Origin of the sequence: Hydrogenispora ethanolica (assembly GCF_004340685.1) — a bacterium.
Lineage (GTDB): Bacteria > Bacillota > UBA4882 > UBA8346 > UBA8346 > Hydrogenispora > Hydrogenispora ethanolica.
In genome coordinates this window covers 1-15887 of sequence record NZ_SLUN01000009.1, presented here as the reverse complement: position 1 = coordinate 15887, position 15887 = coordinate 1, and the positions used below count along the sequence as shown (strand labels likewise).

The following is a 15887-nucleotide window of genomic DNA, read 5'->3' as shown; positions in this document are numbered from 1 at the left end:
AGGGATTGACAGTGCTGGTTCACGAGCATATCCGGGAGACGATTGAGAAGTTTTACGTTTGTACCCACATTCCCATCCGGTCGGTTGATTTTAATGGCATCCCCATCCATTCGGCGGGGTATTCCGGGGCAATGGATGAACTGTTTGAGCGCCAGCATGTTTTCGAGCAAGCGAAAAAGGAGTTAACGGCAGTTCACACCCGCTTTGTAACCATCACTGCGCCGGAGCATATTCATTTCACCGCTTGCCAGATTTGCGGCAAAAATATCAACCGGGGCTTCCATATCATCGGGCCTTATGCATCACAGCCCAAAGCCGCGAGAGATTCCCTCGTCTACAAGCCGGCTTATTGCATTCCGTACCTATTGGAGTTGTTGCGAACCATCGCCGCGGATAGCGCCTATTTTAAACAAAAGCTCAAAACCTACTACGAGCAACCCTATAGCTTGTATGTGAAAAAGGCCATTGACTACATGGATGCCCGTTATCACGAGCCGATGACGTTGGAGGATACCGCGCACTACCTTAAGATCAGCAAATCCTATCTGTGCAATCTCTTTAAAAAAGAAACCGGGAAGACTTTCTCCCAGTTTCTGAATGAATTGCGGATTGAAAAGAGTAAAAAAATGCTGGCCGAGGAGGATCTGCCGGTATTAGATATCGCCCTTGCGGTGGGTTTCAATAATCAGAACTATTACAACCTGATCTTTAAAAAATTAATGCGCCGGACGCCTTTGGAATTCAGAAAAAACAGCCTCCAGCGGAACGACGCGGTGTAAGCGCCGTCATTCCGGCGGTCAGCAATCGGGGGGCGGGCCGGCCCCGGCCCAACCGGCGCTCAATGCGATGAGGCCGTCGGCCAAGGTGCCGCGCCAACTCAAGAAGTCATGCCCGCCGACAAATTCGCGGTAATGGACTTCATAGCCTTTGGCCAGCAACACGTCGCGCAAATGGCGGTTCGCGGCCAGAATCGAGCGCCCGTTCCCCGTACGATCGATTTCCCCGGTTCCCGCATCCAGATAAAAACGCAACGCAAGTTTCGGACGTTGAATCACCAGCGCGGCGATATAGTTTCCTTCCCGGTAGGGGTTGAACTCATTCGACCGATCCGGTTTTACTGGCGGTTGCCACCAATAGGAACCCGATTGCGACAGCACATTGCCAAACCGCTCCGGGTAGCGCAGCGCGACATAGGTGGCTGCCAAACCGCCGTAGCTTGCCCCGGCAATGATCGTGCGGCCCGGCTCAGCCGTGACATTGTAATGCCGCTGAACCCAGGGGATCAGCTCTTTCACCATAAAATCGGCAAACAACGGATGGCACGGCAACTGCCGGCTGCGCGCGTCGCCGGGGCCGTTGCCGATCAGGATCGCCACCAATGGCGGTATCTTCCCGTCCGCCAGCAGGTTATCGAGAATGGTCGGTGTCGGTACGCGCGACAGGTACCACTGCTCGTCGAATACGAAAAGCAGTCCGTAAGGTTTGGCCCCTGCGGAGTAGCCGGACGGCGTATAGACCGATACATGCCGTTCATCTTGCAACAGTTCGCTTTTGAAGGTTACCCGCCGCAGCGCGCCCCGGGCGACATCCGGACGCTCCTGTGTCCACGGCTGGGGCGGCGCATCCGGCAATACCAGCGGCGACAGCGCCTCATAACGGCTGCCGGGCTCGTCGAAACAACGCCGGGGATTCAGCGGGTCCGCCTGAGAGACGGCAAAATAGAGCAATTTATGCTCCGGCGCGCTGTCGATATCCGGTGGAGCCAGCGACGGCGCGTTCACCAGCAACGTATAGGCAAACCGGCCTTGGGACGGCAAGCGAATGGTGGTGTGCCAGACATCGGTTCCCGGCAACAAGGCCAGGTCATAATCATTGGGAAGGGTCGTCCGGTATAAAAGATGAACCCGGACATTGCGGGTTGCCGCATTCCCGCGCCAGAGAAACGTACAAAGGGTCATCCGGGGATCCCGGGGGTCGGCCTCCCGGAGGGGCGTCCCTTCCGCCGCGGCCTCCCGCCAAAAGGAGGCTAGCGCCCGCTCCGGCCGGACTGTCAGAGCGGCGCGCAGCTGTTGGATGCGGGAACTCTCCAGGCGCGGGTTGGCTACGGGCCGGACCCGTTCCTCCAGGGACAATGTTTGAATGAGGGTTAGACGGTAGTTTCCCGCTCCGGCCCCGGCTGCCAATTGGACGCGGTATGTCCCGGCCTCCTCCGCCACAAAAGCAAAGGAACGGCTGCCGTCGTCATCGATGGTCCAGCCCCGTACCCGCCGCGCTTGCGGATCGAGAATGGTTAAAATGCCGCGTAAACCTTCGGCTTCGAGCGCGATCAAAGCGATCGCTTGGAGCGGCAAATCCAGCGGATGCTCGGTCGCGCTTCCGCCGCCGAGGAAACCTCGGACCGGTTCCGCTGACAACCGCGCGCCCCGGGTCGCCCGGCCCGGCTTCGCTTGTCGCTTCAAAATCCGTCCTCTCCTTATTCTTCAGATAATTTTGCGACAGCCGCTTTCAAAAACTCCAGTTTCCCGCCGAAGGACACCCCTTGGAGCAACGGATCCACCACATTGATGAAGACATGGCCGTTTTTCACAGCCTTCATGTTGCGCCAGACCGGATTCTGCCGCAATTCGTCCAAGATTTTGGGATGGGCCGGACTTTCGGCGACGGCGTATTGCACAAAAATATAGTCGGGATCCATTGCGCTGAATTTTTCCAGTGAGATGACTTCCTGGGTTTTGGCGGTTTTGAGCTCCTCCGGCACCGGCAGGCCCAAGTCGGTGTAGAGCAGGTCGTTGAAGAACAGCTGCGGCGGATAGACGCTGATATTGCCCGCCCGAATCCGCACCGCGACCACTTTCTGGTCCTTGACTTTTTCCGGCAGGCGCGCCTTGGCTGCCGCCAGGCTCGTTTGATACTCCTTGAGCAGTTCTTCCGCCAATGCTTGTTTGCCGGTCAACTCTCCGAGCAAACGGAGGTTGGCCGCACCGTCATCGGGAAAATGGGAGATCGGAATCGTCGGGGCGATTTTCTGCAATTGTTCCGCCGTCGCCGCCGGGAATTTATCGCTGCTAAGGATAACATCGGGTTGCAACTTGAGGATGGCTTCCAAATTCGGCTGCGTCCTTTCGCCAATCGGCTTGGCGTCCCGTAGAATCGCGGTGAACAGGGGCGGAAAACTCCCGCCGATCGTCATCGCGCCGGCGGGTTGAACCTTTAGCGCCAGCAGATCCTCCAGCGCCTCCAAAGCTCCGGTGACGACAATTTTCTCGGCTTTGACAGGAAGAACGTATTCTTTCCCGAGATAGCGAAAAATCTTTCTATCCTCTTCTTGATGTTCTGTTGCGACCGGTATCTTTGGCGGATCGGTCCGGCGGGGCTTCAAGGTTATGTAGACTCCGATAACCAGGCCGAAGATGGCGATAAATATCACCGGGTGTCTATTCCACATTTTTTTCAATCCAAATTGCTCCTTCTCAAATCATAAATATCGAAACAGCCAATTCAGGCCAATCCATTATTGGGATCAGCCTGAATTTAACGTCTTTGCTCGCCCGGTTTAAAACTGAAGCTGGGTGATGATAGCCCTGTTGCTCAGAACTTCATGGTTGCCGACAGTTTAACAGTACGGGGGGTGCCCAAGGTGGCATAATATTCGTTGAAGCAACCTGCCCAGTAGTGTTCGTCAAACAAGTTGATCACACTCAGCCGGTAGGTGACCGGGATCGTAGAAATGACGCTTTTGTATCGCGCGCCGATGTCATAACGCATCCAGCTCGGTATTTTGATGGTGTTGGCATTATCGATATATTGGGAACTGGTGTATATGGCCTGGAGCGAAAGGGCTAAATCCTGAACCCACGGCGTGTCCCACTCCGCGCCGATATTCGCCGTCCATTCCGGTACGCCAAACGAGGTATTGCCCTCATTAGCGCTTGCGCTTGTGCTGGTACGGACTATTTCAGCCTTCGTATAGGCAATGCCGCCCAAAAGGCGGAGATCCTTCGCTATGCTGCCAAAGATATTCCATTCAATGCCGCGGTTTCTCTGTTCGCCGTCATAAGAATAATAGTTTCCGCCGGAAGTCGTCGTAGTAATACCATTTGGCTTTTCGATTTGGAAAAAGGACAGCGTATTAGTGATTTTTCCCTTGTCCCACTTAACGCCGATTTCATGCTGTTTGGTTTTATACGCTTCCAGTAATTCACCGTAATTTACATACGACGAACTAACTACAGTTCCCGGTGAAAGCGCTTCAATATAATTAGCGTAGAGTGAAACCGATTCGTCCCACGGTTTGACGATGAGGCCGACCATCGGTGTAGTGGCGTCGGAGTCGTAATTGGTGATTGAAGTCGGTTCTCCGGTCTGGAGATTACTGGAGTACTTGTAGGTTGTCTCATCTATCTCTTGCCGACGTACTCCCAGCGTTAACTGTACTTTTTCCTCGTTAAAGGAAAGCGTGTCAGCCATCAAAAAACTGGAAAGTTCAGTAACGCGCGTCTTATTACCCTTGGCTGGCTGCGTTACGCTGTCATAGTAGTCGGCAACTGAGATCGGGTTATCAATGTTCGTTAAAATAGACCAGCTATTAATAGTAGGGAAGTAATTAGCAAAAGCATTGGAATAATCCGCATCCATAAGGTTTGCGCCTAAAACAAACTGATGCTTTACTCCACCGGTCTGGTAAGTGCCGCGCAACCCCAGTTCGGATGAGGTGTTCTCGGTCCAGAAGTTTTGCTTAAAGATGTTCCGGAGTTTAGCCGTTCCGTCATCGGACTGGAGCTGAACATGATTGCCGTTAATAAAGCCGGTTGCGTTGGCTGATAAGGTACCGATACCGAAATAAGCGGTTAAATTGTCCCGGATGTCATATTCACCTTTCAACAGGACACCCGTATTCTCCATCGTGGCTGATGTTCCCCTGTACATATTGGTTGAGCCGTCCGGCGCCTTCACGTACCCATTATTTAGGTAATACATGGAGACGGCGCCATTGTCATTCGTTACTTCTGAACGGTAGGCATCCAGGGAGAAACGCCATTTATCGCTGCGATAATCCACGGCCAAAGCGCCCAGCATCCTTTCCCCGGACTGGTCGTCGGTTGCGGTCTCGCCGTCCGCGTATACGCCGTTGAAGCGAACGCCCCATTCCTTGTTTTCGCCGAAGCGGCGTCCAATGTCAAGATGGCCGCCCCAGTGGGACGATGAGGCATAGCTGGTGGTAAAGTTGGTGATGTCCTCTTCGCCGGCGCGTTTGGGCACCAGGTTGATGGCGCCGCCCACCGAGGTGTTCACGCCGCCGTAAAGAAAGGAACTGGGCCCTTTGAGCACTTCCACCCGTTCCAGAAATTCGACCGGAACCTGGTAGTGCGGTGCCAAACCCTGCATGCCGTTAAAATAGAGATGCTCATAATTTACATCTAAACCGCGGATCATATAGTTTTCATTGTTATGGCCGCTAGAGGTAGCATAGCGAACGGACGGATCATTGACCAGCACGTCGTGCAGCGTGTCGGCCTGCTGGTCTTCGATGGTCTCGGCGGTATAACTGGTGACGTTAAAAGGCGTGTCCATCAGATCCTTGTCGCCCAGTACGCCGATATTGGCGTCGCGCGCCACCGGTCCGTCTTTGGTTCCCGTCACTTCCACTTCAGTGACCGCGACTTCGGTGGCGGAATCACCCGGTTGGGTCTTGTCACCGCCAGTCTCCTCCGTTTGCGGGGTCGATTCGGCGACAGCGGCCGTTGCCGCCTGAGCGTTACCCAGTGAACTAAAGGCCAGGGCGACGGCCAGCGCGATACAATACAGAAAAAGCTTCCGCTTCTCCTTTTTAGTGGTCATTTTGATTCTCCTCTCTTTTTATTCCGAACTATTTTTAAAAGCGAACCCATTCTCAGCTCTGCTTTCATTCGCCCCACTCGTAAGTTAGCCAAGACTAACTTATAAACCGAGCGAGCCCCTTTGGCGTTAACATAGCACCATAAACTCTTAAGTTCAGCGCTTGAACTTATGATCTAGGATAGCATTTTTTGCGGCAAACTCTTACAATCATATTGAGATTTTTTGCATCATATTTTCTATTTTTCGCATTCCATTGCGGATGCGTTGATCGTTGCCGTGTGCCTGGGGACGGGCATCACCATCCAAGTATGGGATAACAAGAAACGCCGCGACGGCCGTAGCATCCTTCCGGATTGCCCCGAACGCGCGGCGTTGAGTCAACTATACCCATTACCGAGTGGATCATTTGAACCCATCGACTTTCATAGTATGGAATGTAGCATCCACTGGCTCGAACCCAATTTTCTCTCCACCTAAAATCGACCGATGTTAGGAAGGTCTCCGCAATATGACTTCTTTCGGGGACCCTCCACCATCCGCCATGGGGGCCATACGCGAAGAAGGCGTCATTATAAAGCCAGAACTTGTAACAATCGTAAAAATCGTCCCATTCGAAATCCCAATCGTCAGTTTTCCAATTGCCATCGGCATCTTGATGTACAGTACCCTTGGGATCGTTTCTTGTCAGCGGTGTGTTTTCACAATACCCATACCAGTTAGTCCCATCCTGGGCGGGATCCCCCGCCACAAATCTTCCCAGCTCCAGATCATACCATCTCGCGTTGAAATAATATAGACCCACATCCGCATTGTATTCTTTACCGGTAAACCGGTGGCTTTCCTCGATGGTATTCTGCTCAATCGTAATGCCGTCAAAAGGTTTATATTCGGCGTTCCAAACCATCTGACCGCCTTGGTTGGTAATCGCTTTGATTGAACCAATCTGGGCTCTTTGCCACTCTTCATTTAGCCCATATTACTCGTATTCGATTCCGTCCTCTTTCATCTTGGTATATTTGAATTTCTTTAACAGCACGTTCCATCGGCTCATTAGTAAGCTGTGTGGCAAGATCTCCATTAAATATCATCGCTGTAGTTGCAGGTAATTTCATCACATTCTCAATCTCTTCATGACCACCCAATAGTAGCGATGGATTATACACAATATGAAAACGATTATCGAGATCACCTAACCGCTTTCTAGCTATCGATATCATTACATCATAAGGTGCAATTGCACATCGTAAAAACTCTTTCTCAAAAAATTCCTCAAAATCATTACAAATCATTTCTGCTTCCATGGTTGCAGCATATAGAAAATAAACCTTTGATGAATTGCCTTTAAGAAGTTCATCATAACGATATGCGTACTGATCTCCCCAAGCTGTCTCCCCGAAACACCAGAAATCAGCAACTTTATCCAACCAAGCAAATTTCCATTTCTGGTAATCATTCCAGTTTATCATTTCTAAATCGTTTTTGGGATCTAGCCCAAATAATCTGAAATACCCCCCATACACTTCTATCCCGTTGCTATAGGCAAGTAGTTCCTGGTGTTTTTGGGGTAGCCATATATTTTTTTCTTCTATGTTCCGTACAAGTTTGTCTGTTGCACCGAAATATAGCCTTGTGGATGAAAATTTTTTTAATTCATTAATCATCATATCTACTGTCATTGTTTCACCCCATCAACTAATATAACTTTTATTGTTTGCCCAACTCTACTTCCAAGTACTCCACCCACAACTTGATTAGACACTCCCGGCATATCAAGCCATCCCATAGGTGGTATTGCCGAGCCTGAAATTGCAGTATCAGGAACATGTCCTACTTGGCCGATATAAGGTTGACCAGCACGTGAAGCTCGTAACCTTTCTATTTGTGCCGCAGCAGATGCATCCCTTCTTAATTGTCCGGCAGTTGATTTAATAACTTGCGGGCCTGCTTGCTCGATATATTGATTTGCCCCTCGTGCATACGCTCTGATAGCTGCTGCCTCTTCAGCTGATAATCCAGCCGTTGAGATATTAATAGCATTTCCGGTTTGGGTTACAGCTGCTTCAGGAAGTAATTTTGAAAGTAAAGCCTTCCCTCCGCCAAAGATCGCCGCATTTACTAATAAATCTCCTAGAAATTCCCGCCATCTTGCCTCGGCTACTCTTAGATTGTACTCCTGATAGAATTCATGATACTTCCCTGAATGATCCTGGCTGTTACTAATCGAATCCATTGCACGCCAACTATTAAGACCAAAAACCGAATCCCTGGCGTTCTTAACTCCATACATATCCTGTAGTGTGCCGACTGCTATTGCCGTCTGATCATCATACCATCCGGTAACATCAATACCCATTTTTCCTTGGATGGTTTGCACCCTACGACTTTCATAGTAAGGAATGTAATATCCTTTGTCTGTAACCCACTTCCTTCTACCGGAAATGTTTTGGGAATCAAAATCTACAGCCCCTAAGAAGTCCCAAGCCGCATTTAGTTTTGCGATATCATTCCACCAACCACCGTTAGAACCATAAGAAAAGAAATCATCGTTATAAACCCAGAAGTTGTAACAATCATAATCATAATTCCATTCGTAATCCCAGTCATCATAATCCCAATTTCCATCTTCGTCCTGATGTATCATTCCAGTGGAATCAGTATTGATTAATGGGTTATTGACTCCATAAACGTACCAGTTAGTCCCATCCCGGGCGGGATCCTCCGCCACAAATCTTCCCAGCTCCGGATCATACCATCTCGCGTTGAAGTAATATAGACTCACATCCGCATCGTATTCTTTACCGGTGAACCGGTGGCTTTCCTCGATGGTATTCTGCTCAATCGCAATGCCGCCAAAAGGTTTATATTCGGCGCTCCAAACCATCTGCCCGCTTTGGTTGGTAATCGCTTTGATTGAACCAATCTGGTCGGTATGGTAGTAATAAACTGGCGTCCCACTGCCGATCGGCCCATCGACTCGGGCTAAATGTTTCCCTACGGCATAGATATAAGACCTAGTAATACCATCGGATCTTTTCTCTAAGATAGGTTCGGTTCCTTCAAAAACGTAACGGGTCTTTACTCCATCAATACATTTACTGACTCTTTGTCCTAACGGGTTATAAGTGTACTCAACGACCAAACCGTTTTTATCGACCTTGACCAAACGATTGAGTAAATCATAAGTGAACTTCCAATATTCAACTCCCGCGCCATTGGTGGTAAAAATGATATTACCGTTGCTTTCGGTATATCGATTACCCTTTTCAACTAAATTTCCCGCCTCATCGTAAACATAAGCATATTTCCCGTCCTTCTTTAACAAATTACTACCGGGATAATATTCATAGTGAACCGTGGCCGATGATCCGTCGACTATCAGAACCTTTTCGCTTCGGTTTCCATTGGCGTCATAATGGTACTCATCTTTCGAAAGGCTCGGAGCCCTGTACACCAAGAGTATCTTGGAAAGCTCGTTCAAAAAAGAGGCGCTATATTTCGCGTTAAAATCCTCGTCCCGTTCGTCGTAAAGAACGTGAACTTTAAAAAATCGCGCGGATACCGGGTTTTTTAAATCAAATTCCATCGTTCCGTCGGAGTTCTTTTTGAAATCCCATTGTTCGTTTGGGATATATGTATAATTGGAATTGTCCGCGGAAGTAAGAAGTTCAAACGATTCCCGGGATAAACGATGTCCCACATGAGAACTGTCAGGTACCAGTTTAATCTTTTTGATGTCAGAGATCTCAAAACCAAAGTCCAACCCAATGCTCGATGACTTATAATCCAGGTTGATAATGGCTGAAGGGTCCAACTCGAAGTTCAATTGGTTTCTTCCCGAAAAATCATTCTCTTTTAAACCTGCCGCTCCGTTAGCCGGGTTGCTCTCGACAACATTGCCGGTTTGAGTGTAACCGATTAACTGATCGACATCATCGTAATTATAAACGATATTCCGTTTGGTGACCTCATTACGAATACCGGTAATATTTCGTCGCTTATCGTAGGCAAAGTTTATATCTAGAATATCCGACGAACCGTTATTCACCTTTAATTCTTTTAACCCGCGATTCTCATCGTAGGCAAAAGATCCGCTCAACCCATTGTTATACAGGATTCTCTTTAGGGTACCGTCAATATTCAGCGCAATCCCTTTTGGCTTCGTAAAACCTTTGACCTCTTCAATTTCATTATATTGGTTATATTGATAAATGATTTTTTCGGTGGCTTCCGGGTATTTAATACCAGTTAATTGCCCGGCTTTGTTATAACTATATTCAGTGCGGTATGTTTGACCATCAAATTGCCATAACATTGAATTGATTCTGTTGGAAGGATCGTATACACCGTCATTGTAAATAATTGTATTGGCCGGATTACAGCTATCCATAACCCTCAGACGGTTGCCGGCCTTATCATATTGATATTGGATGGTAAAGACCGAGGTATCCTTTCCTTTTAAGCTCAACTGTTGTAATTGATTGTTTTTATTGTAGCTATAGCTCCTCAATGTTCCCCGGCGGTCCAATACCAATTCGACATTGCCGCTCAGATCATAATTATACTTTTCAGATCTCCCTAACGAGTCTACCCTTTCAATCAATCGATCCCGCTCATCATAGAGATTGATTTGATAAAGGTTATTCGGCGATATGACGGCAACTTGGTTGCCGTTTAAATCATATCGATATAGAATCTTGTTGGATAACGCATTTTGCGTCTCAATAAGCCAGCCCAACTTATTATATACATATTTCGTGGTTATCGGATGCCCATTATTGGTTATTATCCGCGTAGTTTTACCAAAGGCATCATATTCATAGTCAACGATATTCATATTCGGGTTGATGATCCGGCGTAGCCTGCCCAAGCTATCACAGATCCGCCTCGTCCCCATATAAACGTTATCCTGAACCCGGGTGTGAACTTCTGTTTGATTTCCAACCTTGTCATATTTAAAAAATTGACGGATTCCTCTGGGGTCCGAAACACTCTTCAACCAATTGCGAGGAAAATACTCATAGGAAAGTATCAAGCCATTCGGATCCCGTTCCGTTAGTTTATTCCCCACTAAATCAAATGTAATCTCCGTATAAGGATTATCATAGCTTGGCATGCCGGCAAAAGGGTTGACCGGGGGAGTGGTGTCCGGCTGAACGACCCGGTATAAACGGTTAACATCATCATAAAGATACCATGTCGTGAAGGTTTTATTGCTTCGCGGATCTTCCAATATTAATTGATTCTCAGCAAAACGATACCAAATAACCGGTGCATTTTCACCATTTCGCGGATCGATGACGGCAATTTTATTTCCTACTGGGTCGTACCGGTATTGAGTAATGTTACCGAGAGGATCTTTTTCACTCAATAACCAATTACGAGCGGAATACACATACTCGTTTACTTTATCCCTGCTTCCATCGTTGGGATCCATGATAATTCGAGTAGTGATTTTATTGCCGTTTGCATCGTAATAATTTTTTGTTATGGATGTTTTAATTTGAACCGTATTGGTCTGAACATCTTTTCGAGTCGTTTTGAAAGATGTCTGAATTAAACGGTTTAACTGATCATACTCGTACTTTATTTTATAATTATCCGGATTAGTTCCCGTCTCGATATTTCCATTGGCGCTAATTTCAGTAACAAGATTCCCCATCAGATCGTATTCAAATTTTATTACGGGAGTAACTGACTCGGGCGCGCGTAGGATGTTTTTATCAACTGTTCCCGGTTTTACTAGTGAACCGGTAACTGTCGGTTTTTTTATTTTCACCAAATGACCCCAAGCATCATATTCCTGGGTGGTTTCCCCGTAAGGATCCTTAATATATACTGTATTGCCCAAGGAATCATATTCATAGTTCCATGTATAGGTTTCTATACCATCGCCATATTTGCAATCTTGGATAACATTGAATATATTACCGTTCCAGTCTTTACTTATTTTTACTTTTCCACCATTTTCGTCTATGATTGTTTCAATTGTCCCCCACCAGTCTTCTATACTATAATCAATCTTGGCATAATTCGTCTTCGAACCCGGCTCTTCTCCTGGGAAAATTATTTTCGTAACTCGATCAAGTCCATCATATTCGTACCAGGTAGTATGAGCATCCGCGGTATCGGTATTTACCCCCAATGGACTGACTACTCTAGTGATTCGACCAAACTCATCCCGCCCATACATCGTTGTGGCTTCACGGATAGAACCACTTTGATCACGTAGAAATTCTGTTTTGTTTATTAAACGGCCTAGTCCATCAAAAATAAATCGAGTTTGTTGGCGATTTTCATTGTAATAATCACAGGTGTTTTGAGCATCATTGAATATATATTCCTGAAAAGGATTTTCAGTTTGAAACTTATTAACGGTTGAAAACGGTACATCGTTGTCATCAGGAAAAATAACCTTGACTATTCGATCTAAATTATCATATAAATACCAGGTAACATACCCTCGCGAGTCCATTTCCCATTCTTTCATCCCATATTGATTATAGCCATACTGACTGGTAATGTTTTTTGCATTACCGTCGGCATCTTTTACTTGGTAAGCTGTTTTTCTTGACAAAAATGCTTCATTGATATCATAAAAATATTCGGTGATTAGGCCGTTCGGTTCTGTTTTCGTCTTCAAATTACCATTCGAGTAGTAAGTATAACTGGTTACCAAAATTTTTGTCTCATCACTGATATGAATCGTCTCCGGTTTTCCGATAGCATCATTATATGTATATGTAGTCGTAATAACAGTAGTTTGCTGAGTTACCGGATTAAAGTTTTCCACTGTTTTCGTATCAATTAAGTCTTTAATTGTTGAATGAGGATGATATAAATACTGTTCAACATAATTATCGCCATAATATTCCACCCAGCTATATTCCAATATATTTCCCCACTCATCAGTTTTGTATTTTTTAGAATATGCCTCTTCGAAACCCGATGGAGAATGTATTTCTGATTTAAGGCACTGTGTAGCTAAGTCATACTCAAAATATATCTCGTCGTCGAAATAATTGATAATATACTGCAGAGGTAGAGAAGTTATATATTGGTCGATTTTTGGATACTCTCCCAAAGCGTCGTAACCGTAGTAACCATTTTTATCTTTATAAATATGAAGATTTATCTGTCTTCGAGTTTTTTCCCCGCAACTAACTCCGACATAATCAATAAAAGTATAGCTTGGTACAAAAGTTCCATCCTCCATAGAACCGAATTGATTATTTGTTTCATAATCATACAATTCAATCTTATCAGCAACTTGGTGTTGCTTTACTGTAATGGCATAACCGTAATAGCTTGATGTTATGTCTAGGACGTCTTCAATCATCCAACCTTCTTCAATCCAATTATTCCAGCTATATTGATTTATAAAGTTATAATCATAAGTAGACTTTACTGTGGTTGGATAAGTTATTTCCTTCAATAAATCCAAACTATAATTGATATATTCACCAACAACATCATCATTACCATAATAATCAATCCAGAAAATCTCAGTACCTGAATTCAAGTTTTTATTAATATAACTATAGGATGTTATTCGATTGAGGGGATCACGATATTCTTTAAGAAGCCCCGGACTATTATACTCATAACGATATACCCGGTCTCCAACCTGAATAGTATTGATAACGCGCTTTGAACTCACGGTTTTATATCCAAATACAATTTCCCGTTTAACCGAATCGACAATCTTACTGATTTCTCTACCATTATAAGAATAACTGATCTTGCTTTGCCCACTTGGGCTCCATTGCTCAATTACCTTGCCGCCTCGATCAAAAACATATTTAACTCCGTTTTTCATTATTAATACATAAGAGTTTGCTTCAGGATGATCTTCAAAAGTAAAATGAATTCCTTCATGACAGATAAACTTTCCATTGGTAAAACTAACTTTTTTCAAACCTCCGTTTGGCAACCGTAAATACATGACATCTTTAAGATATTCAATCCATGGAATATTTAGGGACCAGTCATAGCCAAAAGTATCAATTGGAAACGATCTTTTACGAAAACTTTCGTATATTTTCTCCTGTTGGGCAAGTTTTGAATTATAAATCCGTTTGATAGTCAAATCCATGCCTTCTCTTCCAAGCAAGGTAAAATCAGTGGCCTCAACACTTAAACTACCATTTGCTAAAGAAACATCCTCAATGTTGTTCTTAAAATAAGAATTATACGGGCTATATTGCGACTGAGCAATTTGCGGCGTTGAATATTTACTGACAATCGATTGAAAAAACTCTTTCGGACTGCTTGTACTGGTGGCATTCAAAGGTGACTTCATTGTGATATGAATTTGTATTTCTGATTGATGCCCGACAGCATCTTTAGCAGTGATTACAATGTTATTTTTACCGGGGTTAAGAGATACGATCGAATCAAATTGGTCTCCATGAATGTTATTCGGCTCTTTATTAATGAATAAATCTACTAGACTTGCATCTTTACAGAAACCATGAATTATTAGTTTATCGGAACTGGTTGTGAGTTCTTTTTGTTCCGGTTTAGTCAGCTTGATAACAGGTGCGTTTAAATCACAAATCACCAGCCGTTTAAGCCTTGATAAACCAAAACTATTTTGAGCTTCAATTTGTAAGATATTTTCGCCCTCAAATAAGTTTAAATTCGTTCGATACTGGCCTGCTTGTAGAGGTATTTGAATGGAATTTATCTTAACATTGTAAGCTGACCGGACGGTTCCATTGATAATGATTTCGGAGCTTCCCACGTAAAATATTTCCGGTAAATTACAGGTGATTTCCGGTTTGCCTTGTTCTCCTTTATAATAAGTCACGAAAGTTTTACCGTTTAGACCGCATTCATCCGTCGCTGATATTGTAAATGTCTGCTTAATATCCGAAGTTGTAAATTCCAAAGGTATTTTAAAATGATGACCATTTAATAAAACATTTTTGCTATCCACAGTAACGATTGCTCTTGGATTGTCCACATATCCTTGTAAAATAAAATTACTCGATTCCAAAATAGAATTATCACTGGGATCAAGGATCGTCACTTTAGGAGGTCCTTGGCTTTCTTCACTTCCTATAACCTCAACCTCTAATAAACTTTCAATATATTCTGGCCGTGCTTGAATCATCAATTTGGAAGTAGGAGGTGTTCCATTGGGGAATGTAAAACAGTTCTTAGGGGATAGTTGACTATTAATCGGGATCCAATAATTATTTTCCCATACCCAAAACTTTACTTCATTAATTGAGTTTGATGAGAGGTTATACAGCTTAATAGCATCAATTACTGCGATAGAACTTAAATTTATCTCAAGTGTATCCACTAAAGCGGATTTTCCTGAATAGCGAAGGCCATTGCAAATTTCTTTCAGCTCTATGTCCGAGGCAACAACCGACGAGATCGAAAGCGTTCCGTTATTTTCTGTAGTTACAAATTGGATATCTGAGGCCGAGATATTTCCGATATTTAAATTTATAAAATTATCTCCTGGCCTCAACTTATTGGTAGGAACATCAAACACCACCCTCGTTCCCATAGGCGTTGTTTGGCATTGAATTCTAGGAGTAATAATCTCTCCGTTGATAATGAGACCAAACTTTGTATGTGAGAGGACTTCTAAATCGTTATTCGTCATCAGAAATAGTTTTGCATCTTCCCACTTTTGATCCAAATTTATTTTAAATGCAACTGACCCACTTACATTTTCCGCTAAAAGAATAGCCTTTTTGTAGGAAAAGGATGTTTTTCCCCATAACTCCAATTCAGCAATACCGCCGATATAAGCGTTACTATCGTTGTAAATTTTTATTTTGATTGTTCGCGTAACCAAGTCGGGAATGTTAATAATATTCCATCCATTAGGCAATGAAGAAAGATCAAGCTTTTCACCAAAGGCAACCCACTTCCCATCAGTGGTATACGAAAATAGAGTAATCGTACCTGTTCCCGATTGATTATATATTTTAATCCACTACTGTCCGGTTAAGAATCGAATAGAATTAACTGTTTGTCGATAGTAGGGTCTGAAATATTGAAATTGGATTTTAAAAATACTTGATTTA

Annotated in this window: 7 protein-coding genes; 1 reads left to right on the top strand and 6 read right to left on the bottom strand. The window is 44.8% G+C overall.

From position 1 onward, the window contains the following. Positions 1-11 precede the first annotated feature (11 nt). On the top strand, positions 12-779 hold the full coding sequence (locus EDC14_RS09075; RefSeq protein WP_132013971.1) for a helix-turn-helix transcriptional regulator: 768 nt from the start codon (positions 12-14) through the stop codon (positions 777-779). A gap of 18 nt (positions 780-797) precedes the next feature. Here EDC14_RS09075 and fes read toward each other — a convergent pair whose 3' ends face one another. From fes to EDC14_RS09045, 6 genes are all read right to left on the bottom strand, one after another. Next, positions 798-2459, bottom strand: coding sequence for an enterochelin esterase (gene fes / locus EDC14_RS09070; protein ID WP_165907908.1), 1662 nt, complete (start codon positions 2457-2459; stop codon positions 798-800). 14 nt (positions 2460-2473) lie between these two features. Further along, on the bottom strand, positions 2474-3445 hold the full coding sequence (locus EDC14_RS09065; RefSeq protein ID WP_132013969.1) for an ABC transporter substrate-binding protein: 972 nt from the start codon (positions 3443-3445) through the stop codon (positions 2474-2476). Positions 3446-3588: 143 nt separating this feature from the next. After that, complete coding sequence (locus tag EDC14_RS09060; RefSeq protein WP_132013968.1) at positions 3589-5838, bottom strand: TonB-dependent receptor; 2250 nt, start codon at positions 5836-5838, stop codon at positions 3589-3591. A gap of 295 nt (positions 5839-6133) precedes the next feature. Continuing rightward, on the bottom strand, positions 6134-6742 hold the full coding sequence (locus tag EDC14_RS09055) for an RHS repeat-associated core domain-containing protein (RefSeq protein ID WP_132013967.1): 609 nt from the start codon (positions 6740-6742) through the stop codon (positions 6134-6136). 58 nt (positions 6743-6800) lie between these two features. After that, positions 6801-7514: an SMI1/KNR4 family protein gene (locus EDC14_RS09050; protein WP_132013966.1), complete on the bottom strand. Its 714-nt coding sequence runs from the start codon at positions 7512-7514 to the stop codon at positions 6801-6803. Then, on the bottom strand, positions 7511-15691 hold the full coding sequence (locus EDC14_RS09045) for an RHS repeat-associated core domain-containing protein (protein ID WP_132013965.1): 8181 nt from the start codon (positions 15689-15691) through the stop codon (positions 7511-7513). Before EDC14_RS09045 ends, EDC14_RS09050 begins: the two co-directional genes overlap by 4 nt. Between the last annotated feature and the right edge of the window lie 196 nt (positions 15692-15887).

Excerpts from the sequence above, each read along its gene's own strand:
- EDC14_RS09065 (WP_132013969.1), bottom strand. The coding sequence starts at position 3,445 with ATGTGGAATAGACACCCGGTGATATTTATCGCCATCTTCGGCCTGGTT.
- EDC14_RS09060 (WP_132013968.1), bottom strand. The coding sequence starts at position 5,838 with ATGACCACTAAAAAGGAGAAGCGGAAGCTTTTTCTGTATTGTATCGCG.
- EDC14_RS09055 (WP_132013967.1), bottom strand. The coding sequence starts at position 6,742 with ATGGTTTGGAACGCCGAATATAAACCTTTTGACGGCATTACGATTGAG.
- EDC14_RS09050 (WP_132013966.1), bottom strand. The coding sequence starts at position 7,514 with ATGACAGTAGATATGATGATTAATGAATTAAAAAAATTTTCATCCACA.